Here is a 21,418-nt window from a genome sequence, read left to right as displayed (position 1 = left end):
CCGAACACGGCCGTTAAGCTCTTCTGCGTCAATGGTAGTTGGGGGCTTCCCCCTGCGAGAGTAGAACGTTGCCGGGCACTGATTAAAAACCTTTCATCTTTGGATGGAAGGTTTTTTTGTTTTACGAAGAATAGTGTGAGAACCAAGAACTTTGGACCTTTTACCAAGCGAAACGAAGAAAGTACCAAGCCCCCAGCATGTTCAAACAAGAACCAACCTCCAATACCAAGAAGCAAATGAACACTATTAAGAAGGAAGCTTCTTGTACCAAGAAGCACCCCCTTATAGTAAGAAGAAGGCGCAATACCAATTTATCAAGACCAATCTTCAAATATCAGAAAGCTCCCGCCAAACACACACTAAAATGTTTACAAGAACAATTAAAAGGATCTCACAACGTATCAAGAAAGAAGTTAATCAAAATCCCACTCTTTTCGATAAGAAAAACCTCCAATTGTACTCAGACCACTCCAACATTCCTACTATCATCTCGTTAAAAATCAATTCTAAAAATATACGACAAATTTCGCGAAATGTGTTGCATCGTCTCTTTAGACATGTTATTCTAATTCATGTGTTAGAGAAACTAACATACAGTCCGGTGGCAATAGCGAAGAGGTCACACCCGTTCCCATGCCGAACACGGCCGTTAAGCTCTTCTGCGTCAATGGTAGTTGGGGGCTTCCCCCTGCGAGAGTAGAACGTTGCCGGGCATTAAGATCGCGCATTTCAATAGGAAATGCGCGATCTTTTTGTATGTATTTATCTGAATTTTTTATAAAATGACGATTCGATTCCTTGGACTATGCTAGAATTGAAAGGAAGGGAAAGACTTCCAATCTTACATACACTAAGGAGAATGCTATGATTACGTTTGATCATCCAGAAGCTAAACAGTTTTTTGAGTTAATCAAGATAGGTGTTTTCGCAGTAAGTCCAGATGAGGATCAGATTATTTTTTCTGCAAATTTAAGTGGAGAGCCTGAACTATGGGGGATGGACATAGATTCTCGTTTTCCTTATAAACTGACTTCCATCGGACAAGCTTGTTATGACTTAATATACAGCAAGGACGGTTCGTTCATCATTACATCGTTTGATCATGATGGAGATGAGAACACTCAGATTTATGCACTGCCTCGTAATGGTGGGGTCTTAAAGCCACTTGTGACGCATGAAGGGCAACGCCACATGCTAAGAGGGATCTCTGAAGATGGTACATTACTCTATTATAATACGACGAATGAGAACGAGACATACTTGAATACTAATTCATATCATCTTGAAACTGGAGAGGTGAAGATTCTTCATAAAGGAGAAATTGCACCAACATTCTTAGAAACTAGGAACGAAGACGGTTCTAAGCTTGTAGTCGGAAGGATGTTTGCAAACTCACATACGGTTCCTTATTTAATAGATGGTAGCGCACTGACTCCGCTTGTGGAACACCCCGAGTTATCCTACACCTATGGAAAAGCTATCTTTTTAAATGATTCGACCATTTATTTTACAACGAATTATCAAGCTGATTTTTATTATTTGGCTACTTATGATATTGAAGCAAAGGAAATGAGGAAAGTAGCAGAAGTTGATCGGACAGAGCTACATTCGATAAAGCTTGATCGTGATCAAGGGGTGCTTTATGTATCTGCGACGACAGGTGTGACGGAGAAGCTTTATCAGTTCGTAATAAAAAGGCAGGAGCTCACACAACTAAACATTCCTGTAACGAGCATTTCACAAGTTGTATTAAGTAAAAAAGGAACCGTTTATCTTTCAGGAGGCACGGCAACTTCACCTGATAACCTCTATGTTTTAAAGCAGGGACATGAGTGGGAAGAGCTAACGCAAATCCAGGTACCTGGGATTGAGCGTAATCAGTTGGCTGAGCCTGATGTCTTTACATACAAATCCTTTGATGAATTAGAGATTGAAACGCTGTATTTTAAAGCAAGACCTGAAGTGGATAATAAGCATTTAATTCTTTGGCCACATGGCGGGCCTCAAGCATCTGAGGGGAAATTCTTTAGGGCGATGTTTCAGCATTTGGTCTATGCAGGCTATAACATTGTTGCACCGAACTTCAGAGGCTCTAGCGACTACGGCGCCCAGTTCATGAAAATGGTTGAAGGGGATTGGGGCTATGGACCACGGCTTGATAACATTGCGTGTGTAGACTATATGGTTGAACAAGGACATGTTGATAAGGATAAGGTATTACTCATGGGGGGTAGCTATGGTGGATATATGGCCCTATTGCTTCATGGACGTCACCCAGACTACTTTAAGGCAGTAGTTGATATATTCGGTGTTTCTAACTTATTTAGTTTCTACGAGAGTGTTCCAGAGCATTGGAAGCCAATCATGAAGATATGGATAGGGGATCCCGTGGAGGATAAGGAGCGCTTTACAAAAGATTCTCCAATTACGTACTTGTCTACAATGACGAAGCCAATGCTGGTCATTCAAGGGGCTAATGATCCACGTGTAGTGAAAGCAGAGTCTGATCAGATTGTTGAATCCTTAAAGGAACAAGGAACCGAAGTGGAGTACCTTGTATTTGAAGATGAAGGTCATGGCTTTTCCAAAAAGGCAAATGAGGTCCTGGTTAGCGAAAGAGTGTTAGCGTTTTTTAATCAATACATTTAATAGAAAAAGAACAGGACCAGCTTGTCCTGTTCTTTTTCTTAGTGTTCTTCTTCTGCATCAAAGGAACGCTTACCAAGTTCCGCATCAATCATTATGAAGGCACTGCTGTCGACATCAATTCGACTCACTTTAGCAATCATGTCACGAAACATACTTTCTTCCTCAACTTGTTCTTCTACAAACCAATTCATTAACGCGATCGTTGCGTGTTCCTTATGATCAGTCGCAAGGTCGGCAATTTTATAGATGGCTTTTGTCACATCTTTTTCCTGAGCCAAGGAATGTTCGATCGCCTCTAAAGGAGATTGAAACAGATTCTTAGGTTGTTCTAATGTTTCAATGGTGACTCGTTCACCAACATCAACCAGGAAGTTATAAATTTTCATAGCGTGGAATCGCTCTTCCTCTGCTTGTACTAGGAAAAAATTCTTGAATCCTTTAAAACCTAGGTTAGCAAAATAGGCAGCAATTGCTGTATAGGAATGCGCTGCATACAGCTCGAAGTTTACTTGTTTATTTAAGGCTCTAGTTAAATCATCTGGTAGCATAGGAAAGCTCCTCTCATGTTAAAACCATATCATAGCTTAAGTGTATCGTAGCAAAAGAAACAGGTCAATATAGATTGACCTGTTTAATAAGAATGAATCTAATGTAATGAATACTGTTTCGTTACATTTATTCGTTTATTCTCAATCAGTGAATTGTGTTATCAATTATGGTAGTATTGTCGCCGTTCCTTTCGTCGCCTTTTCACTGTGTGAAACAGCACATAACAAGCAACTGTAAATAAAATGATAAACCCAATCAAGCTACCTACTAAAAACTTGTGGGCAATGATGGAATCACTTAGTTTCTGCCAATCCCATCTCATATGATTCCCTGCAAAGATGAACGTATTCACCCATACAAATGCACCACTATATGCATATAACGAAAATCTCTTATAAGGCAGGTTGGATATACCTGCAATATAGCCTGTTAAGTGCCTGACACCCGGAATAAAGTATCCAATTACGAGAATAAAAGCACCGTATTTTTGAAACAAAACTTGAGCTCGGTCTATTTTCTTATTAGAAAGAAAGAATTTTGAACCGTGTGTTAAGAGAAAAGGGAGGCCAAGTTTCTTTCCTAGGAAATAGCTAATGGAGATTCCGATGATCGACCCTAACAAAGAAATGAGAATTGAAAGGTATAGGTTTAACTCTCCTGAGTGAGTAAAGTATCCAACAGTAATTAGCAGTAATTCATCGGGTATGGGTAGACCCACAATCCCTCCAACTAATGCAATCAAAATGCCAAAGTATCCATAATGGGCAATTAACTCTTTTACAAATTCCATTTTGCTACCCGTCCTATCGCTAGATGTCTACTTACAGTATATCTAGTTTTTGGGTACAGGGCACTACCTTTTTTCAACGTCTACTGTTTGAACATGATCAATGTCTTTGATGAGGTAGTAAATATCGGTAATGTACATTGACTTAGGTATGGATAGTGTAATATCCATTTGTTGATTTCCGCTTGTAAGGTCTTTAATTTGAACATCTCGCACGGTAAGTTGTTTCATGCGTCTCTCTTTTAAGGTTGAACCGCGAACTTGAAGTGCGTCAATGATGCTACTCATTTGTCCTTCTGGCGTGATGACAATCCGAGTGTGGACATCCTTAGAACTTAAAGAAGTCGGTCCAACAGCCGTAAGTATAGCAGGGATAACATTAATGGCAATAAGAATAAGAATAACGGCAAAGGTTGCCTCAATGTAAAAGCCAGCACCAATTGCAATTCCGAGTCCGGAAGCTGCCCAAATCATGGCTGCAGTTGTTAGACCGGAGATAACATCGTTGCTTCTACGTAAAATAACACCAGCACCAAGGAAGCCGACACCACTAACTACTTGAGCGGCAAGTCGCATTGGGTCCATATTTGGTGTATGATCAGAGGCATACTTAGCTACTGCTTCAATAGAGACAATGGTCATTAAACAACTTGCAATGCAGATGACCATACTCGTCTTAAGTCCGAGAGGCTTATGTTTGATTTGCCGGTCTACCCCTATAAGAAATCCTGATAAAAGGGAGGCAACAAGTTTAATTAATAAAATATCCATGGGTATCACCTCAAAAATAGTTTGTACATAATAGGGTATGCTTCGTGCAGACACATTCATACCTCAATCGATCAACTGTAAAGTTAATGTATTTAGTATACAAAAAAGAAGAGTGGTGAGGAAAGGTGCAATGGAAAATCATCATTGCTGTTTTTATTGGGGGCGCCATAGGGACGTATTTTAGGTATCTCGCTTCTTTTATTATTCCAGAGCAGAACGTGTTTTCCGCTACTTTAGTTGTGAATGCTACCGGTAGTTTGCTGCTAGGCTTTATTACGGGGTGGTATCTCATCAGATCGAATCACCAATGGTTAAAATTAGGGCTCGGGACAGGACTGTGCGGTGGATATACAACGATGTCAACGTTTGCTGCTGAAAGTTTCCGGATCGCGGGGGCTTCACCTAGTGGAGCCATTCTTTACGTTCTTATGAGTGTAGTAGGCGGAATGATAGCGGCTGGTATAGGGTTAGTGTTGGGTAGAGGTTGGGCAGAAAAGAGGATGGCCACATGATTTCAGTTTTAATTGCGTGTGCTGGAGGATTAGGAGCACTTAGTCGCTATATGCTAAGCGTTTGGTTAAGTCGTTTACCTTGGCGCACGTCCGTTCCACTCCCTATCCTTTTGATAAATCTTGCTGGCGCCTTCTTACTTGGATTCATTCATGCCCATCTTCGGACCGATTTTGAAAGTGTGGGTTTAATCCTAACGACTGGTTTTTTAGGTGCCTTCACAACTTTCTCGACCTTCAGTATGGAGTCAATTGAGCTTTTCATGCAGAAAAGATGGCAATCGCTACTGATTTATTTAAGTGTGAGCATAATTGGTTGTCTCTTTTTTTATTTAATTGGATTTCATATAAAATGAAAATGCCTCCCAGGAGCTTTCCGGGAGGCATAGAAGAAATCGCTTAGCGATCGGTATGATTGATAAACTCAATAAAGTGAGTCAGAACTGGTACATCGGTCAAAAGTAACACTGGTAATAGCAATAGTGTTAGACCTAGAGCAACAGGAGTAAGAAGCATTGTACGACATGCATTTTTAAATTCAGACATGATTAATCTCTCCTTTTTTAAAACGGAATTGTCACAAAATGTTCATATCTTTTAATCTATGAAATGAATCATACTCCTATTAAATTAAAAAAGCAATCATTTTGTTTGAAATTTGTTCGAAATTTAGAGTTGCTTTAAATAAAGAACCGTGGTAAGATATATCTTGTGTCACAGAAAAGGTATGAGAATAGTGATGTTGGTCATACTGATGACATACATATTTATATAGCGACGCGGGGTGGAGCAGTCTGGTAGCTCGTCGGGCTCATAACCCGAAGGTCGAAGGTTCAAATCCTTCCCCCGCAATACCGAAATGAGAAAAAACCGAGGCGAAAGCTTCGGTTTTTTTGCATGGACTAGCCATTCGCATCTTTTATGAAAATCGGCTAAACTGAATAGGTGAATGAGTCATAAGGGGGAGGCCCTTTACGTGAAGGATGAATTTGAATTTATTGATCAAATTAAACCGACTTCTCACCATCAACCTTCATTAATAATGGGAATTGGTGATGATGCAGCGGTATATACATCCACTCAAGGCATGCGGGAAGTGGTTTGTGTGGATACGATGATTGAAGACGTGCATTTTATAAAGGATACATTATCTCCTTATCAAGTTGGTAGAAAGGCTCTCGCCATTAACGTCAGTGATTTGGCGGCAATGGGGGCCGTGCCTCGCTTTTATTTAGTATCAATTGCTATACCTGCTGTTTGGGAAGATGAAGAAGTAAATGATTTATACAAAGGGATGCAAGAAATAGCGGATCGGTGGAAGATGGATCTGATTGGTGGAGATACGGTGTCTGCAAAAGAGGCACTTGTTATTACGGTTACGGCAATTGGTCAAGTGGAAGAAGGCGTTTCATTGTATCGAAGCCAAGCTGCTCCAGGCGATATTGTATTTGTTACGGGACCGGTTGGTAGCTCTGCTGCAGGACTTGAATTGCTCTTAGAGAAGGGGCGCCATGCTTCATTTAATAAATCAGAGGCAGAGCTTGTTCTCATGCATCAGCAACCAGAACCGCAAGTTGAGGCAGGTCGGTTATGTGCAGGTACACAGGCAAGAATGTCTTTAAATGATATTAGTGACGGCGTAGCAAGTGAAGCGAGCGAGCTTGCAGTGGCAAGTGAAGTATCCATTACCCTTCAAGCTGATAAAATTCCTTTTCATCCAGCGCTCGATGAGGTAGTCAAAGATCAAGAGAAGAAGCTCGCACTTGCCTTTAATGGTGGAGAAGACTTTCAATTGATTGGTACAATAGAAAAAACAGCCTTTTCATCATTTTCGGAGAACGCTTTATGTGCAGGGATTCAAATCCATCAAATTGGCGAAGTAAAAGAAAAAGCGGAGCATCCGGTCTTTATTAAGGACAAGGACCTGATTGAACCTTTGCAGAAGGGAGGGTTTAACCATTTTAAAAAATGACGAAGCGATGCGTAGATACAAAAAGCAGGTTCATTCTCCACTTGAGACGATGGCACTTGCGGAGAATTTAGCTTTGCTTGTTCGGCCTGGTGATGTCATCACACTTGAAGGAGATCTAGGAGCAGGGAAAACCCACTTTTCGAAGGGTCTAGCAAAAGGGCTTGGAGTAAAGAAGGTAGTAAACAGCCCGACTTTTACCATTATAAAAGAGTACGAAGGGCGATTGCCTTTTTATCATATGGATGTGTATCGTTTAGATGAAGAAAGTGAAGAAGACATTGGCTTAGATGAATACTTCTATGGAGAAGGTATTACTGTTGTAGAATGGGCTTCAAAGATTGCAGAGCAATTGCCGGAGGAGCGATTAGATATTACCATTCGTCACGCGGGAGAAGACAATAGATATTTGCTGTTTGAACCACATGGGGAACATTTTGAACAGCTTTGTAAGGAGTTAGCAGAATGGGAATAACGTTAGCGATAGATACATCCTCATATGTGCTCGGAGTTGCTGTATTAAAGGATGGACAAGTTGCAGCAGAACTTACTACTCATATGAAAAAGAACCACTCTCTTAGACTAATGCCTGCTGTGACTGATGTACTAGCAGAGCTTGAACTAAGTCCAAAAGACCTTTCAAGAATCGTTGTGGCTGTTGGTCCGGGTTCTTATACCGGTGTTCGAATTGGTGTAACAACAGCTAAGACACTAGCTTGGACTTTAAGTGTTCCGTTAGTGGGCGTGTCGAGTCTGGAGGTTATGGCACAGCAAGGGCGCTACTTCCAAGGGATAGTTTGTCCAATCATTGATGCGAGACGAAATCGAGTGTACACAGCTTGCTATTCAAGTCTTGGAGACGGAGAACTTGCACTAGAAGGAGAAGAGCAATTAATTGAACGAGATCAATTACTCGAGCATTTAGCAGAAAAAGGACAGCCGGTTTTATTTACGGGTGCAGACATTGCCTTACATAAGGATGTCATTTTCGAGAAGCTTGGAGCCATTGCTCATTTTGCTCCTCCATCTAAGCAACTGCCAAGACCGAGTGAGCTTGCGGCATTAGGTGATGAAAAACAACCGGTTCAAGATGTTCATACTCTTGTTCCAAATTATCTTCAGCTGTCGGAGGCTGAAGCAAAGTGGGAAGAAGCTCAAAGAGGCAAGGCTGATGAGTGAGGGTTCCATCAGGTTGATGACTCATGGGGATATTGACCGGGTGATGGAAGTGGAGATAGATGCTTTCACTTCACCGTGGACAAAAGAGATCTTCGAGAATGAATTAACGCTTAATCATTATGCTCATTACATTGTGTATGAGTTAGAGGATCGCATTGTCGGTTATTGTGGATTTTGGCTCATTGCAGGAGAAGCACAAATCACAAACATCGCTATCCATTCTTCCGCGCGAGGAAAGAAACGAGGCGAAGAATTGCTAGGAGCTGCCATCGCCTTAATAAAAGGCATGGGCGGAACGAAGGTTTCATTAGAAGTGAGAGAATCAAATGTAGTCGCTCAGGGCTTGTATCAAAAGTTTGGTATGAAAAAAGGCGGTATACGAAAAAACTACTATCAAGACAATGCGGAGGACGCATGGGTTATGTGGGTGGATTTCTAATATGACAAAGATAAAACGAATTTTAGCAATTGAAACAAGCTGTGATGAAACAGCAGCATCAGTGATTGAAAATGGCACGATCATTCGTAGTAATGTGGTAGCTTCTCAAATTGAAAGTCATAAGCGTTTTGGTGGCGTTGTGCCAGAAGTAGCATCGCGACATCATGTTGAGCAAGTAACACGGATCATTGAGCAGGCGTTAGCCGAAGCAGAAGTTCGTCCTGATGAGCTTGATGCTGTGGCAGTTACAGAAGGGCCTGGACTCGTTGGAGCTTTATTAATTGGTGTACATGCAGCAAAGGCTATGGCATTTGCGCACGGTCTACCGCTAATAGGGGTCCATCATATCGCGGGCCATATTTATGCCAATCAGCTTGTCCAGCCGATGCAGTTTCCATTGATGGCTCTCGTTGTCTCGGGTGGGCATACAGAGTTAATCTATATGGAACAGGATGGACAATTTGAAACGATAGGGATGACGCGTGACGATGCAGTCGGTGAGGCATATGATAAGGTTGCGAGAACACTCGGCTTGCCATATCCAGGAGGTCCTCATATAGATCGTCTAGCACATACTGGATCTGCTGAGATGGATTTCCCGCGTTCGTGGTTAGAGCCTGATTCATTAGACTTTAGTTTCAGTGGATTAAAATCACATGTTTTAAATGTGGTTCATAATCAAAAGCAACGAGGCGAAGAGCCAAACATACCGAATTTAGCAGCTAGTTTTCAAGAAAGTGTCATTGATGTCTTGGTAACTAAAACAAGAAAAGCTGTGGATCGATATGGGGTAAAGCAATTAGTTGTTGCGGGAGGAGTCGCTGCAAACAAAGGATTGCGTTCTGCGCTTGAGAATGAGTTTAGCGAGACAATGACATTGTCTATCCCTCCACTGCCTTTATGCACAGATAATGCTGCAATGATTGGCGCAGCAGCTTTTTATCAATTGGAGAAGCAATCTTTTGCGGGGTGGGATCTTAACGGTCGACCAGGCATGGATTTATAAATGGAAGAACCAAAAAGATATCATTCTTTTTGGTTCTTTTTTTATGAAATTTGCGGTTACGTGACACACTATAGAAAAGATGTTGAGTTGTGCATAACATTATACACAACGTGTGGATAATGTGGATTAAACTGTGAGCGAAGTAGATTAAGGAAATAATAAGAACGTTATATTCATGTAAAAAGAGAGTAAAAGAAGTGTGAAGTTTGATATCTCCTGTGGAAATGTGTGTGGATAATGTGGATATGTCAGAAAATAGTGCAAAATTCATCAGGTGGTTTGTATCCGTTTTTTTCCTGATGGCATTCATAACAAGCTACCCTAATTCGACAAATGCGAAAACGGCTGATGAAAAAAACGAACATAAGAATCAAGTAATAATCCTCGTTCCAGGGATGAGCTTTGAAGAATCAGAGTGGTTTTTTGATCATGGTGATCACACTTTATGGTCAAGTGCCTATTTAGGAGCAATGAATACAAAGTCAGCAGGCTTGCACTCTGAACTTGGTAGTATGCTTACGCTCTCGGCTGGAAGAAAAACCACAGCTATCCCGCATACAGCCCCTTTAGATATTGAAGATGAATTGGAAGGTCAACGTGCAGGAGATCGCTTCACACAGCTGACGAATAACCGAGTGATTGATGGAGTGGTTTATCCACAGATTGAAGAATTACATAAAAAGAATCAAGAAACTCACTATAACGCTCATTTTGGACAGCTTGGAGACAGGCTATCAAATGCAGGAGTTCGTTCATTCGTTATGGGTACAAGCGATACAGACCAGAAGCATCGTTTTGCGGCATTTCTTACGATGACCAGTAAAGGGACTACGGACGGTTCATTAAATGGAAGTGTTATGTCAGACAACACGCGTGCGTATGGAAAGAAAATGAACTCAAGCTGGATGCTTAATGAAATAGATCAGAAATCGGAAGAGTACCCATTCATCGTGATTGAATGGGGGGACTTGTATCGATTATCTGCCTTGAAAGAGCAAATGACCGATGTCGCATTTAAAAAGCAACGAGAGCAAACGCTACAGGAGCTGGAGGCTTTTATACAGAACATTCGTGAGGAACATCCAGATATGTGGTTAATCTCTCCATTTGTTCATAAAGAGGCTTATTTGAGCAAAAAACAGATTGCTCCTGTTTATGAATGGACCAGTAATGGAGAGGGAGGGGTGTTATTTTCTGATACAACAAGACGGACAGATGTTTTAAGTAATGTTGATTTACTACCAACCTTTATCCAACGATTCGGGCTCGAATCTACCGATGATGATCAAGGATTTCCGTTAAAGAGAATCACAAAAGAGACAAATGATGCACAACAATTGTTTCAGCGGGTGGACCAATCCGTCCATATTTTCAAAACGAGAGCTTGGGTTTTATCCATTTATGTAACAAGCTTAGCTGTTTTGCTGCTTGCAGTAAGTGGGTGGACATGGCTAGATAAGAAAAAAGACACGCAAAAAACGTTTCTTCACATTCTTCTTTTATCTGCGTTAAGCTCTCCTCTGTGGTTTTTAGTATTAGCTAAACTTGAATCAACCTCATCTGCAGGGCTATTTTTTGTTCTATTACTTTGTTGTTCCCTGTTATGGGGAGGGATTGTTAGGTTGCTGCAAAGCTTTGCGTTATTGCTTACGGCTTCATGTACGGTCATTGCTTTAAGCGTGGATCTTCTAACTGGCTCAACTCTTTTATCTCATTCTTACTTAGGATATGATCCATTGATCGGAGCGAGGTATTACGGGATAGGCAATGAATACGTAGGGATTTATATTGTGTTTGTGTTTGTAATCACAGCCTATCTGGCTAAAGTCCGTATAACCTGGCTAAGATGGACAGCGTCTATTTTGTTAATAGCAGGACATTTATTTATTTTAGGGCACTCACAGCTAGGTGCAAATGCAGGTGGCTTCCTTTCTGCCTGCCTAGCTAGCATCTTCTGGATTATGTGGGCTACAAGCATTAAAGTTAGTAAAAAGAGAATGATCCTCTCATTTATCCTAAGTGGCGTGGGTGCCTTAATTTTTCTCTATTTTCTGCAGAGTGTTAGCCAGTCCTCGCATATCGGAGTGGCTTACGAGCGATTACTTGCAGGTGACTATTCGTATATCATTGACACCATCGCCAGAAAAGTAGAAATGAACGTTAAGCTCTTTAAGCATTCAAACTGGACACAATTACTTGTCATTAGTTACCTATTAGCTGGTCTTATCCTCTGGAGAAGGCTGGATCGATGGAGTGATGTGAATAAGCAGGTATTTATTAAAACAGGAGTAATGGGGTCCGTCATACTTTTGTTAATTAATGATTCTGGTGTCGTTGCAGCAGCAACCTCAATGTTTTGTGTAGTGTCGATTTATTTTTATTGGAGGCTGATAGAAAAAACAGACGAATGATTCGTTGGAATCACTCGTCTGTTTTTGGTTCATATCAGATTATTCTTCTATTTGAAGGGCTTCCCACTCTTCCATTAAAGTCTCAAGTGTTTCATTTGCACTATTAATGGATGTCTGGAGCTCAGCTGCGCGAACATGATCTGCGTACACGTCCGGATCACATAAGTCCGTTTCGTATTGCTGAATGGCTTCTTCAAGTTCAGCCATTTCAACTTCAATGGCTTCAATACGGCGAACACGTTGTCGTTCCTGCTTCTTCGCTTCTTTATCCTGAGAGTAGCTTTGTTTCGAAACAGGTATTTCTTCAGATACCTGTGTTTCGTTGTTTTGTTCTTTAAGCTGTTCAAATTGACGCTGCTCTTCTTTTTTCTCTAGGTAATAGTCATAGTCACCTAGATAGGAAGTTGTTTTCCCATCTGCTAACTCAACCGTTCGAGTGGTTAACCGATTTAAAAAGTAGCGGTCGTGTGAAACGAATAAGAGTGTGCCTGGATAGTCGATGAGTGCTGCTTCAAGTATTTCCTTTGAATCCAGGTCAAGATGGTTCGTCGGCTCATCGAGTAAAAGCACATTTGCTTTTTGCATCATTAGCTTTGCAAGCGCAAGTCGGGCCTTTTCACCACCACTTAGAGCTGTGACAGGTTTTAATACATCATCTCCACTAAAGAGAAAATTACCTAAAACCGTGCGTATCTCTTTTTCCGGGGTCAGCCTGTGCTCATCCCACAACTCATGTAAAACCGTTTTATTCGAATGAAGCTCGGCTTGAACCTGATCATAGTAACCGATTGTCACGTGAGAGCCAAAGCGAACCGTGCCGGAGTCTGGCTCAAGCTTGTTCATAATCGCTTTTAATAGGGTGGACTTACCGGCACCATTTGGACCGATTAAGGCAACACTTTCACCGCGGTTTAGCTCAAGCTGCAGGTGATCTAGTATGGTCTGTCCGGAAAAGGATAAGCTCAAATTGTTTACACGAAGGACTTCGTTTCCGCTTTGGCGCTCAATATCAAATGAGAATGAGGCAGATTTCTCAGAGCCAGCTGGACGATCAAGCTTGTCCATTCTCTCTAGCTGCTTACGACGACTTTGGGCACGTTTGGTTGTTGAAGCTCGAACTAGGTTACGTGCGATAAAGTCCTCGAGCTTAGCTACTTCCGTTTGCTGTTTCTCAAATTGCTTTAATTCTTGCTCGTATCGTGCCGCTTTCTCATCTAAATAAAAGCTATAATTTCCAGGATAGCGGATCGACTTTTGTCTTGAAAGCTCCACCACACCTGTAACAATTTGATCTAGAAAGTATCTGTCGTGGGAAACAAGCAAAATAGCACCTTTGTATCCCGTTAAAAACTGCTCGAGCCAAGACAAGGTGTCAATATCTAAGTGGTTGGTTGGCTCATCTAGTATTAACAGATCTGGTTTTTGTAGAAGAAGCTTCGCCAGTGCAAGTCTTGTCCGCTGGCCGCCACTAAGCGCAGCGATACTTGTTGTGTAATCAAAGCTAGAAAAATGAAGCCCTGATAAAATACTTCGAATGTCTGCTTCGTATTGGTATCCGCCCAGGTCTTTAAATGTTAATTGTAGTTCATCGTATTCCTTAATCAATTTGTTATAACTTGTCTCATCCGATAAGACTGATTGATCTGACATAAGGGACTCTAGCTCTCTTAATCGCTTCTCCATGTTTCGGAGAGGCTCAAAAACGGTAAGCATCTCATCCCAAATAGACCGTTCAGATGCAAGCCCACTGTGCTGTTCAAGATAACCAACCCGTACATCCTTTGGAATCATAATCTGTCCTGAATCTGGCTGATATTCTCCGGCAATGATCTTAAGGAGCGTGGATTTACCAGCTCCATTACGTCCAACTAGAGCTAGTCTGTCACCTGTTTGAACCTCGAGTTTCACATTCTCTAAAACAGGGTCAGCCACAAAGGCCTTTGATACATTTATACATTGTAAAACAATCATAATAAGTCCTTCCCGCGTACAGTTCTTTTCCTCTAGTGTAACGTATAACTAAACATCCTAACAACTTATGAATACTTATTTGCGAACCCTTACATTCCATGAAAAATAGTGTACAATGGATGTAGTTCTCTCTTCTAAAAGAGATGAACCGTCTCGGGAGGAAAGTAATGAAGTCAGAACAAATGAAGATACCACAAGCAACGGCAAAAAGGCTTCCGCTTTATTATCGGTTTTTAGAGAACCTACATGCTTCAGGTAAACAGCGAGTGTCATCGACTGAGCTGAGCGAAGCGGTTAAAGTGGATTCGGCAACAATTAGACGAGATTTTTCATATTTTGGCGCATTAGGAAAGAAGGGATATGGTTATAATGTAAATTATTTATTATCATTCTTTCGCGAAACATTAGACCAAGATGATTTAACGAAGGTAATGCTGGTTGGAGTCGGAAATTTAGGCACTGCATTCCTACACTATAATTTTTTCAAAAATAATAATACGCAGATTGAAATGGCCTTTGATGTCGACCCGGATAAGATAGGAGCAGATGTTGGAGGAGTGGAAATCTACGACCTTGATGACTTTGAGGAAAAACATACGAAAGAAATTACAGTAGCGATTTTAACGGTACCAGCAACAGTCGCTCAAAAGATTGCGGACAGGCTTGTTGCTGCCGGAGTGAAAGGAATTTTGAACTTCACACCTGCTAGGTTAACGGTGCCAGACTCTGTGCGCGTTCATCATATTGATCTAGCAGTTGAATTACAATCACTTGTTTATTTCCTAAAGCACTATCCATTAGATTCACCACAATAAGGAGGATGAAATCGTTATGCCACAAATGGGACCATGGAGTTTAATTTTAATTGCCGTTGTTGCTTTATTAATTTTTGGACCTAAGAAGCTTCCGGAACTGGGCAAGGCATTTGGATCAAGCTTACGTGAGTTTAAGAATGCAACCAAAGGGCTTGCAGATGACGAGGAAGAAAAGAAACGCGAGAAAGACCAAGCTTAATATAAGGATGGATCTCATATGAAACAACAGGACATGTCCATATGGGGCCACCTTGAGGAATTAAGGCGAAGACTTTTTGTCGTCCTCGCCTTTTTTATAGTGGCGCTAATTATTGGATTTTTTATTTCATCACCTCTTATCACGTTACTTCAGCAAACACCTGAGGCAAAAGATTTGCCAATGAACGCCTTTAAAATGACAGATCCGCTTCGAATTTTTATGACATTCACGTTTGCGATTGGCTTGGTCCTAATCTTTCCAGTGGTTCTCTATCAGCTTTGGGCTTTTGTGAAGCCAGGCTTGCATGAAAAGGAACAAAAGGCTACACTTGCTTATATTCCAATTGCATTTGTATTATTTTTAGTTGGCGTTGCCTTTGCTTATTTTGTTTTGTTTCCATTTATTCTTTCGTTTATGTCCACCATGGCAGAACGATTAAATATTACAGAGCAATACGGAATTAATGAATACTTTGATTTCTTATTTCAATTAATCTTACCATTTGGTGCGTTATTCCAATTACCTGTCGTTGTCATGTTTCTAACGAGAATTGGATTACTGACACCGGATTTTTTACGTACAATTCGCAAATATGCTTACTTTGTCTTATTAGTCATTGCTGGATTTATAACACCACCAGATTTATTCTCACATTTGATGGTAACAGTTCCGTTATTGTTACTCTATGAATTTAGTATTTGGCTTTCTAAGCTGACCTATCGTAAGTACAAATTAACTGAAGACGTAGCCGATAAGAAGCAATCAGATTAAAAATTGAAACGATATGGAGATGTGATTAGCCATGAGTACAGTCAATCAATCGTTATACGAATATTTACAAAATCATACAAAAGAAGTGACTGAGACATGGTTTAAAACGCTAGAAGAAGACGATGTTGATTCTGTCTATTCAGTAAAAGATGCTGATTCCATCTATAAACTTATGCAACAGAATTCAGACTACATAAAGAATCTCAGCCGTCTTTTCATTGCCCCAGCTTCTGAAGTTCGTCAACACATTCTAAGTTGGATTGGGGAAATCGGTAGCGATCGTGCGCATCTTCAAACTCCTTTGAATCAAATGTTTCGTGAGTTTGTTCGAACAAGGGACATTTATCTTTCTTATATTGAAAAGTTTGTTAAAGAGAGCTCTGTTGAAGTAACTAAAGAACAGCATGAAGAATGGAACTATCAAGTCGTTAAAACATTAGATTTTACGATTCAACACTTTATCAAGAAAATTGATACAAATACAACTGTTCAATTAGAAGCGCAGAAGGAAATGATCAATGAATTAAGTTCACCTGTTATTCTTCTACAAAATAGCAGTGCACTCCTGCCACTTGTAGGAGATATTGATACGGCCCGTGCAAAATCGATTCTAGAAAATACGTTGGCACAATGTGCTGAGAAGGGTGTAGACCACCTGTATCTAGACTTATCTGGAGTTGTCATCATCGATACAATGGTTGCAAATGAAATCTTTCAATTAATCTCTGCCTTGTCTATTATTGGTGTGAGAACGACATTGTCTGGTATTCGCCCGGAAATTGCACAAACAGCCGTTCAATTGGGACTTTCATTTGATCAAATCCGAATTAAATCAACGTTGGCTCAAGCGTTGGCTGAGAATTAATTAGTAAGTGACTGACACGAAAGAAAGACTGATCATCCTGTGATAAGGAGCATCAGTCTTTCTTTTTTTAGTAGCGTAGCCACTTACCTTAAAAGAGTTTGTGAAATTATGAACAAAGTTTGTCATTCTTCTTAAGACCCACACAAACAGAATGAAATCGCTTATACTATGAGTAGAAAGATAATGTGAAACATTTCACATAATAAAAAACAAGGAGGAATTCATATGATTAATCGATTTTTAAGAGAAAGTAAATGGGCTTCAGGAGTACTGGTATTCTTACGTTTATATCTAGGGTGGACCTGGTTAACTTCAGGTTTAGGAAAAGTAACTGGTGAATTCTCTGCAGGAGGATTTTTGCAAGCAGCTGTAGCCAATCCTGTAGTAAAAGGTGAAGAAGTCGTTTATCCATTTTACGTGAGCTTTCTTGAGAATGTCGCATTACCATATGAAGGACTCTTTAGCACCGTAGTTGCCTGGGGTGAAATTCTAGTAGGTCTTGGGTTGATTTTAGGGTTCTTAACCACTGCCGCTGCATTCTTCGGTATCTTAATGAACCTATCATTTTTACTAGCTGGAACTGTTTCTGTTAACCCAATCATGATTGTACTTGGATTCATAATTTTAGTAGCGGGAATGAATGCAGGTAGGTTCGGATTAGATCGTTTTATCCAACCGATCATTAAACGTAAAATAAACAAAAACGATAAGTATATGGATCGTTTAGACAATAGACCAACTGGGCATCCAGCTTAACAAGAAAGCTACCTGATTCATTCAGGTGGCTTTTTTTATATGGAACAATAAAAAATGTTTTGAAAAAATGTGGGAGGGTATATAAAAACATGATAATAAATTTGGAGGAATGAGCGATGAATAAACTTCACGTTTGGATTCCGCTTTTTTTTATGGTCTGTTTGATTGGATCAATTAGTAGTGAGCCTGTAACCACCAGTGTGCATTCTGATGAGTATACGTCTTCATTTCAAATAAATGAACCTTCACAACAACAAAGAGCGGTTTCTACTGAGGTAATGAATACACAAACACTCGTTTTTAAAGATGAAGTAACTGAGAAATCAACAAGTGAAAGAGAATTTACTCATAGAGAACATCTAATAAATAATTGGTCTATTGTTATAAATGAATTGTCAAAAAAGAAAACAAAAATTGCATACGATGAACTATAACAAAAAAGCCCATCTCCATTTTGGAAAAGGGCTTTTATGTATGAAGCGAATTAGTCTTTCTTTTGCATGTTTTTGATGGTTTTTCGAAGCATTAGGAAACGAATAGCCATAAAGAAATCATAGGCGGCTAAAGCAACTAACAATACACTGAAAAAGTTCCAACCATTTCGACCAACGCTATTGGAGGCGAGATAGGTTATAAACAGTCCGAGTATAATGTAAAAGGTTGCAATAAAGATTGGAGAACGACCTCTCATGTTATCCTCCAATCAAACGCAAAATGATGGATGCGTCAAGATTAGTCGCTTGCTCAGCACGCTCTAATATTCGTTGAATTTCATCATAGAATACGACTTGAACAAGGACAACAAATGAATTTAATGATATATGCGCAATGATTGGCACGATGATTCGTTTACTGATGACATACAAGAAAGCAAAGGCATAACCCATAGCAAGGTAAACGAGTAAGTGCTCAAAATCCCAGTGCGCCGCTGCGAAGATCAATGAGCTGATCGTACTTGCAAAGAAAAAATTCATTTTCTTATGTAACGATCCGAAAAGAACTTTACGGAAAACAATCTCTTCGATAATTGGACCTAGAATCGCAATGACAATCACCATAAGAGGTACAGCTCTGCTTAGTTGAACAAGTGATTCGGTATTATCTGATCCTGCTTCGACGCCAAATACAAAGATCTCAATTAAAGCGGCTGCATACTGGGCGATAAAAACAAGAAAGATACCTGTGATAGACCACACAATGGTCATCCCAACACCTGAGCGATCCCGGTCAAGACTTCCTTGACGCATATCAGGCAAGAGCAACAAGAAAATAATTAACGTACCTATAACGTAGCTTGCAACGGTTGAATATCCAATTAACATATTAGCTTCTGAAATCCCAAGTGCTTGAAAGACAAACACAAAAGGAACAGCGCCAAAGAGCATGGCTATAAAGGTTACAAGAATAAACCAATACCTAATGTTCAAAACAATTGCTCCTTTTTTGTGGTTTAATCATTTGTTCATTTTATCATAGTCTGTGCAGAAAATCAGAAGGGATGCCTTATGAATATGCAGAATAGAGTAAAGAAGTACAGGGTATAAGAATTGGGTCAAAGATAGAAGGATTTCGACAAAAAAAAACGAGTAAATGACTTGCAAAAGATTGCTGGAATGATTATCATAATAAATGTGTTAGCACTCAAACCAATCGAGTGCTAATAAAAGACTACTACATAGTACGTAAAGGGAGGGTGTTTTCCTTGTTAAAACCATTAGGTGATCGTATTGTTTTAGAGCAAATCGAAACAGAGGAAACAACAGCAAGCGGAATCGTATTACCAGATTCAGCAAAAGAAAAACCACAAGAAGGTAAGATTGTTGCTGTAGGTGCAGGTCGTGTAACAGATAATGGCGAGCGTGTAGCGCTTGAGCTTAAAGAAGGCGATTCTGTAATCTTCTCAAAATATGCAGGTACAGAAGTGAAATACGAAGGAAAAGACTATTTAATTTTACGCGAGAGCGACATTCTTGCTGTAATTGGCTAATAAAGAGCACATTTTTACGATTTTAATTTAGGAGGCTGACAAAATGGCTAAAGATATCAAGTTTAGTGAAGATGCTCGTCGTTCCATGCTTCGCGGAGTAGACGCACTTGCAAACGCTGTTAAAGTAACGCTTGGACCAAAAGGACGTAACGTGGTTCTTGAGAAGAAATTCGGTTCTCCACTTATCACAAATGATGGTGTAACCATTGCTAAAGAAATTGAGCTTGAAGATGCATTCGAAAACATGGGTGCGAAGCTTGTTGCTGAAGTTGCAAGCAAAACCAACGATATCGCTGGTGATGGTACAACAACTGCAACGGTTCTTGCTCAAGCGATGATCCGTGAAGGACTTAAGAACGTAACATCTGGTGCAAACCCAATGGTAATCCGTAAAGGGATTGAAAAAGCGACGGCTGCAGCTGTTCAAGAGCTTCAGAATATTGCTAAACCAATCGAAGGAAAAGAATCCATTGCACAGGTTGCAGCGATCTCTTCTGGTGATAACGAAGTAGGCCAAATCATTGCAGAAGCAATGGAGCGTGTTGGTAACGATGGTGTTATTACAATTGAAGAATCAAAAGGGTTCTCTACAGAGCTTGAAGTTGTAGAAGGTATGCAATTTGACCGCGGCTACTCTTCACCTTACATGGTAACTGACTCTGATAAAATGGAAGCTGTTCTTGAAAATCCGTACATCCTTATCACTGATAAGAAAATCGGTAATATTCAAGAAGTACTACCTGTTCTTGAGCAAGTAGTGCAACAAAGCCGTCCAATCCTAATCATTGCAGAAGATGTTGAAGGTGAAGCACTTGCAACTCTAGTTGTGAACAAGCTTCGTGGAACATTTAATGCAGTAGCTGTTAAAGCACCAGGATTCGGAGATCGTCGTAAAGCAATGCTTGAAGATATCTCAATTTTAACTGGTGGAGAAGTGATCACTGAAGATCTAGGTCTTGACCTGAAATCAGCAAACATTTCTCAACTTGGTCGCGCAAGCAAGGTTGTTGTAACAAAAGAAAACACAACAATCGTTGAAGGTGCTGGTCAAGCAGACCAAATCGCTGGTCGCGTAAACCAAATCAAAGCTCAGCTTGAAGAAACAACATCTGACTTTGATAAAGAAAAGCTTCAAGAGCGTCTTGCTAAGCTTGCAGGCGGAGTAGCGGTTCTTAAAGTTGGTGCTGCGACTGAAACAGAAATGAAAGAGCGTAAACTTCGTATTGAAGATGCTCTAAACTCTACACGTGCAGCAGTTGAAGAAGGAATCGTAGCAGGTGGTGGTACAGCACTTGTAAACGTACTGAAAGCTGTTAAAGCTGTAGATGCAGAAGGAGACGAAGCAACGGGTGTGAACATTGTCATCCGTGCGCTAGAAGAGCCAGTTCGTCAAATCGCTCACAATGCTGGTCTTGAGGGATCTGTTATCGTTGAGCGCCTTAAAGGCGAAGAAGTTGGCGTTGGATTTAACGCAGCAACTGGCGAATATGTGAACATGGTTGACTCTGGTATCCTTGATCCAGTTAAAGTAACTCGTTCTGCACTTCAAAACGCATCAAGCGTATCTGCAATGCTTCTTACAACAGAAGCTGTAATCGCTGATAAGCCAGAAGAAAATGCTGGCGGCGGAATGCCTGATATGGGCGGTATGGGTGGAATGGGCGGAATGCCTGGAATGATGTAATCATTCAAGAGCCTGAAGATAAATGAAGAAGATGCGTCAGTCAAGGATATCCTTGCTGACGCATCTTTTTCTTTGTATCTTCCTCAAAGCTACAATGTTGT

The 21,418-nt window shown here is 40.5% G+C and carries 24 protein-coding genes, 1 tRNA gene and 2 rRNA genes; 20 read left to right on the top strand and 7 right to left on the bottom strand.

Annotation, left to right across the window (positions count from 1 at the left end; all coding sequences use genetic code 11):
* The 3 genes from rrf (JNO66_RS21030) to JNO66_RS18360 form a co-directional block, all read left to right on the top strand.
* Positions 1-77: ribosomal RNA gene (gene rrf, locus JNO66_RS21030) — 5S ribosomal RNA — on the top strand; the annotation flags it as partial.
* A gap of 520 nt (positions 78-597) precedes the next feature.
* Positions 598-713: ribosomal RNA gene (gene rrf / locus JNO66_RS18365) — 5S ribosomal RNA — on the top strand.
* A gap of 151 nt (positions 714-864) precedes the next feature.
* Positions 865-2,649, top strand: coding sequence for a S9 family peptidase (locus tag JNO66_RS18360; RefSeq protein ID WP_203090649.1), 1,785 nt, complete (start codon positions 865-867; stop codon positions 2,647-2,649).
* A gap of 38 nt (positions 2,650-2,687) precedes the next feature.
* Here JNO66_RS18360 and JNO66_RS18355 read toward each other — a convergent pair whose 3' ends face one another.
* From JNO66_RS18355 to JNO66_RS18345, 3 genes are all read right to left on the bottom strand, one after another.
* Positions 2,688-3,197, bottom strand: coding sequence for a ferritin (locus JNO66_RS18355; protein WP_203090648.1), 510 nt, complete (start codon positions 3,195-3,197; stop codon positions 2,688-2,690).
* 161 nt (positions 3,198-3,358) lie between these two features.
* Entirely contained in the window at positions 3,359-3,988 is a 630-nt protein-coding gene (locus JNO66_RS18350) for a DedA family protein (protein WP_203090647.1), read from the bottom strand.
* Positions 3,989-4,051: 63 nt separating this feature from the next.
* Complete coding sequence (locus JNO66_RS18345) at positions 4,052-4,756, bottom strand: MgtC/SapB family protein (protein WP_203090646.1); 705 nt, start codon at positions 4,754-4,756, stop codon at positions 4,052-4,054.
* A gap of 125 nt (positions 4,757-4,881) precedes the next feature.
* Here JNO66_RS18345 and JNO66_RS18340 point away from each other — a divergent pair, with 125 nt between their 5' ends.
* Together JNO66_RS18340 and crcB are read left to right on the top strand one after the other, a co-directional pair.
* Positions 4,882-5,268: a fluoride efflux transporter FluC gene (locus JNO66_RS18340; RefSeq protein WP_203090645.1), complete on the top strand. Its 387-nt coding sequence runs from the start codon at positions 4,882-4,884 to the stop codon at positions 5,266-5,268.
* Positions 5,265-5,621 carry a fluoride efflux transporter CrcB gene (gene crcB / locus JNO66_RS18335; protein WP_203090644.1) on the top strand — a complete coding sequence of 119 codons (357 nt, stop codon included), beginning with the start codon at positions 5,265-5,267 and terminating at the stop codon, positions 5,619-5,621. Before JNO66_RS18340 ends, crcB begins: the two co-directional genes overlap by 4 nt.
* Positions 5,622-5,664: 43 nt before the next feature.
* On the opposite strand, the gene JNO66_RS18330 is transcribed toward crcB, so the two are convergent.
* Positions 5,665-5,811 (bottom strand): hypothetical protein, encoded by a 147-nt coding sequence (locus JNO66_RS18330; RefSeq protein WP_203090643.1) that lies wholly within the window; start codon positions 5,809-5,811, stop codon positions 5,665-5,667.
* A 232-nt stretch (positions 5,812-6,043) separates the two neighbouring features.
* On the opposite strand from JNO66_RS18330, the gene JNO66_RS18325 reads away from it, so the two are divergent.
* The 7 genes from JNO66_RS18325 to JNO66_RS18295 all read left to right on the top strand — a co-directional run bounded on the left by JNO66_RS18325 (position 6,044) and on the right by JNO66_RS18295 (position 12,269).
* Positions 6,044-6,117 (top strand) — tRNA-Met (locus JNO66_RS18325).
* A gap of 124 nt (positions 6,118-6,241) precedes the next feature.
* Complete coding sequence (gene thiL / locus JNO66_RS18320) at positions 6,242-7,237, top strand: thiamine-phosphate kinase (protein WP_203090642.1); 996 nt, start codon at positions 6,242-6,244, stop codon at positions 7,235-7,237.
* Positions 7,238-7,244: 7 nt separating this feature from the next.
* Positions 7,245-7,709, top strand: a complete 465-nt coding sequence (gene tsaE / locus JNO66_RS18315; RefSeq protein ID WP_203090641.1) for a tRNA (adenosine(37)-N6)-threonylcarbamoyltransferase complex ATPase subunit type 1 TsaE — start codon at positions 7,245-7,247, stop codon at positions 7,707-7,709.
* The gene (tsaB, locus tag JNO66_RS18310; RefSeq protein WP_203090640.1) at positions 7,700-8,413 is read left to right on the top strand and encodes a tRNA (adenosine(37)-N6)-threonylcarbamoyltransferase complex dimerization subunit type 1 TsaB; all 714 of its coding nucleotides are present in this window, start codon (positions 7,700-7,702) and stop codon (positions 8,411-8,413) included. Before tsaE ends, tsaB begins: the two co-directional genes overlap by 10 nt.
* On the top strand, positions 8,403-8,852 hold the full coding sequence (rimI, locus tag JNO66_RS18305) for a ribosomal protein S18-alanine N-acetyltransferase (protein WP_246483361.1): 450 nt from the start codon (positions 8,403-8,405) through the stop codon (positions 8,850-8,852). The genes tsaB and rimI overlap by 11 nt, the downstream gene beginning before the upstream one ends.
* A gap of 1 nt (position 8,853) precedes the next feature.
* Complete coding sequence (tsaD, locus tag JNO66_RS18300) at positions 8,854-9,858, top strand: tRNA (adenosine(37)-N6)-threonylcarbamoyltransferase complex transferase subunit TsaD (RefSeq protein WP_203090638.1); 1,005 nt, start codon at positions 8,854-8,856, stop codon at positions 9,856-9,858.
* Between the two features lie 299 nt (positions 9,859-10,157).
* On the top strand, positions 10,158-12,269 hold the full coding sequence (locus JNO66_RS18295; RefSeq protein ID WP_210340938.1) for a hypothetical protein: 2,112 nt from the start codon (positions 10,158-10,160) through the stop codon (positions 12,267-12,269).
* Between the two features lie 39 nt (positions 12,270-12,308).
* Here the strand turns inward: JNO66_RS18295 and JNO66_RS18290 are convergent, their stop codons facing one another.
* Positions 12,309-14,240: an ABC transporter ATP-binding protein gene (locus JNO66_RS18290; RefSeq protein WP_203090636.1), complete on the bottom strand. Its 1,932-nt coding sequence runs from the start codon at positions 14,238-14,240 to the stop codon at positions 12,309-12,311.
* Between the two features lie 167 nt (positions 14,241-14,407).
* Here JNO66_RS18290 and JNO66_RS18285 point away from each other — a divergent pair, with 167 nt between their 5' ends.
* From JNO66_RS18285 to JNO66_RS18260, 6 genes are all read left to right on the top strand, one after another.
* The gene (locus tag JNO66_RS18285) at positions 14,408-15,055 is read left to right on the top strand and encodes a redox-sensing transcriptional repressor Rex (RefSeq protein ID WP_203090635.1); all 648 of its coding nucleotides are present in this window, start codon (positions 14,408-14,410) and stop codon (positions 15,053-15,055) included.
* A 16-nt stretch (positions 15,056-15,071) separates the two neighbouring features.
* On the top strand, positions 15,072-15,254 hold the full coding sequence (locus JNO66_RS18280) for a twin-arginine translocase TatA/TatE family subunit (RefSeq protein WP_203090634.1): 183 nt from the start codon (positions 15,072-15,074) through the stop codon (positions 15,252-15,254).
* 18 nt (positions 15,255-15,272) lie between these two features.
* Positions 15,273-16,025, top strand: coding sequence for a twin-arginine translocase subunit TatC (gene tatC / locus JNO66_RS18275; RefSeq protein WP_203090633.1), 753 nt, complete (start codon positions 15,273-15,275; stop codon positions 16,023-16,025).
* A 31-nt stretch (positions 16,026-16,056) separates the two neighbouring features.
* The gene (locus tag JNO66_RS18270; RefSeq protein WP_203090632.1) at positions 16,057-16,890 is read left to right on the top strand and encodes an STAS domain-containing protein; all 834 of its coding nucleotides are present in this window, start codon (positions 16,057-16,059) and stop codon (positions 16,888-16,890) included.
* A gap of 225 nt (positions 16,891-17,115) precedes the next feature.
* Positions 17,116-17,646: a DoxX family protein gene (locus JNO66_RS18265; protein WP_203090631.1), complete on the top strand. Its 531-nt coding sequence runs from the start codon at positions 17,116-17,118 to the stop codon at positions 17,644-17,646.
* 116 nt (positions 17,647-17,762) lie between these two features.
* Positions 17,763-18,080 (top strand): hypothetical protein, encoded by a 318-nt coding sequence (locus JNO66_RS18260; protein ID WP_203090630.1) that lies wholly within the window; start codon positions 17,763-17,765, stop codon positions 18,078-18,080.
* Positions 18,081-18,130: 50 nt separating this feature from the next.
* On the opposite strand, the gene JNO66_RS18255 is transcribed toward JNO66_RS18260, so the two are convergent.
* Positions 18,131-18,337: a YdiK family protein gene (locus JNO66_RS18255; protein ID WP_203090629.1), complete on the bottom strand. Its 207-nt coding sequence runs from the start codon at positions 18,335-18,337 to the stop codon at positions 18,131-18,133.
* A 1-nt stretch (position 18,338) separates the two neighbouring features.
* Entirely contained in the window at positions 18,339-19,073 is a 735-nt protein-coding gene (locus JNO66_RS18250; protein WP_203090628.1) for a CPBP family intramembrane glutamic endopeptidase, read from the bottom strand.
* Between the two features lie 275 nt (positions 19,074-19,348).
* Here JNO66_RS18250 and groES point away from each other — a divergent pair, with 275 nt between their 5' ends.
* A complete protein-coding gene (gene groES, locus JNO66_RS18245; RefSeq protein ID WP_203090627.1) occupies positions 19,349-19,633 on the top strand; it encodes a co-chaperone GroES in 285 nt (94 codons plus the stop codon).
* A 43-nt stretch (positions 19,634-19,676) separates the two neighbouring features.
* Complete coding sequence (groL, locus tag JNO66_RS18240; protein WP_203090626.1) at positions 19,677-21,317, top strand: chaperonin GroEL; 1,641 nt, start codon at positions 19,677-19,679, stop codon at positions 21,315-21,317.
* The last annotated feature ends 101 nt before the right edge of the window (positions 21,318-21,418 follow it).

This window comes from Alkalicoccobacillus gibsonii, assembly GCF_016798245.1.
In the GTDB taxonomy this organism is placed as follows: Bacteria; Bacillota; Bacilli; order Bacillales; family Bacillaceae_D; genus Alkalicoccobacillus; species Alkalicoccobacillus gibsonii.
Note: the sequence above shows the minus strand (reverse complement) of the source record. Positions and strands in the feature narration are given on the sequence as shown.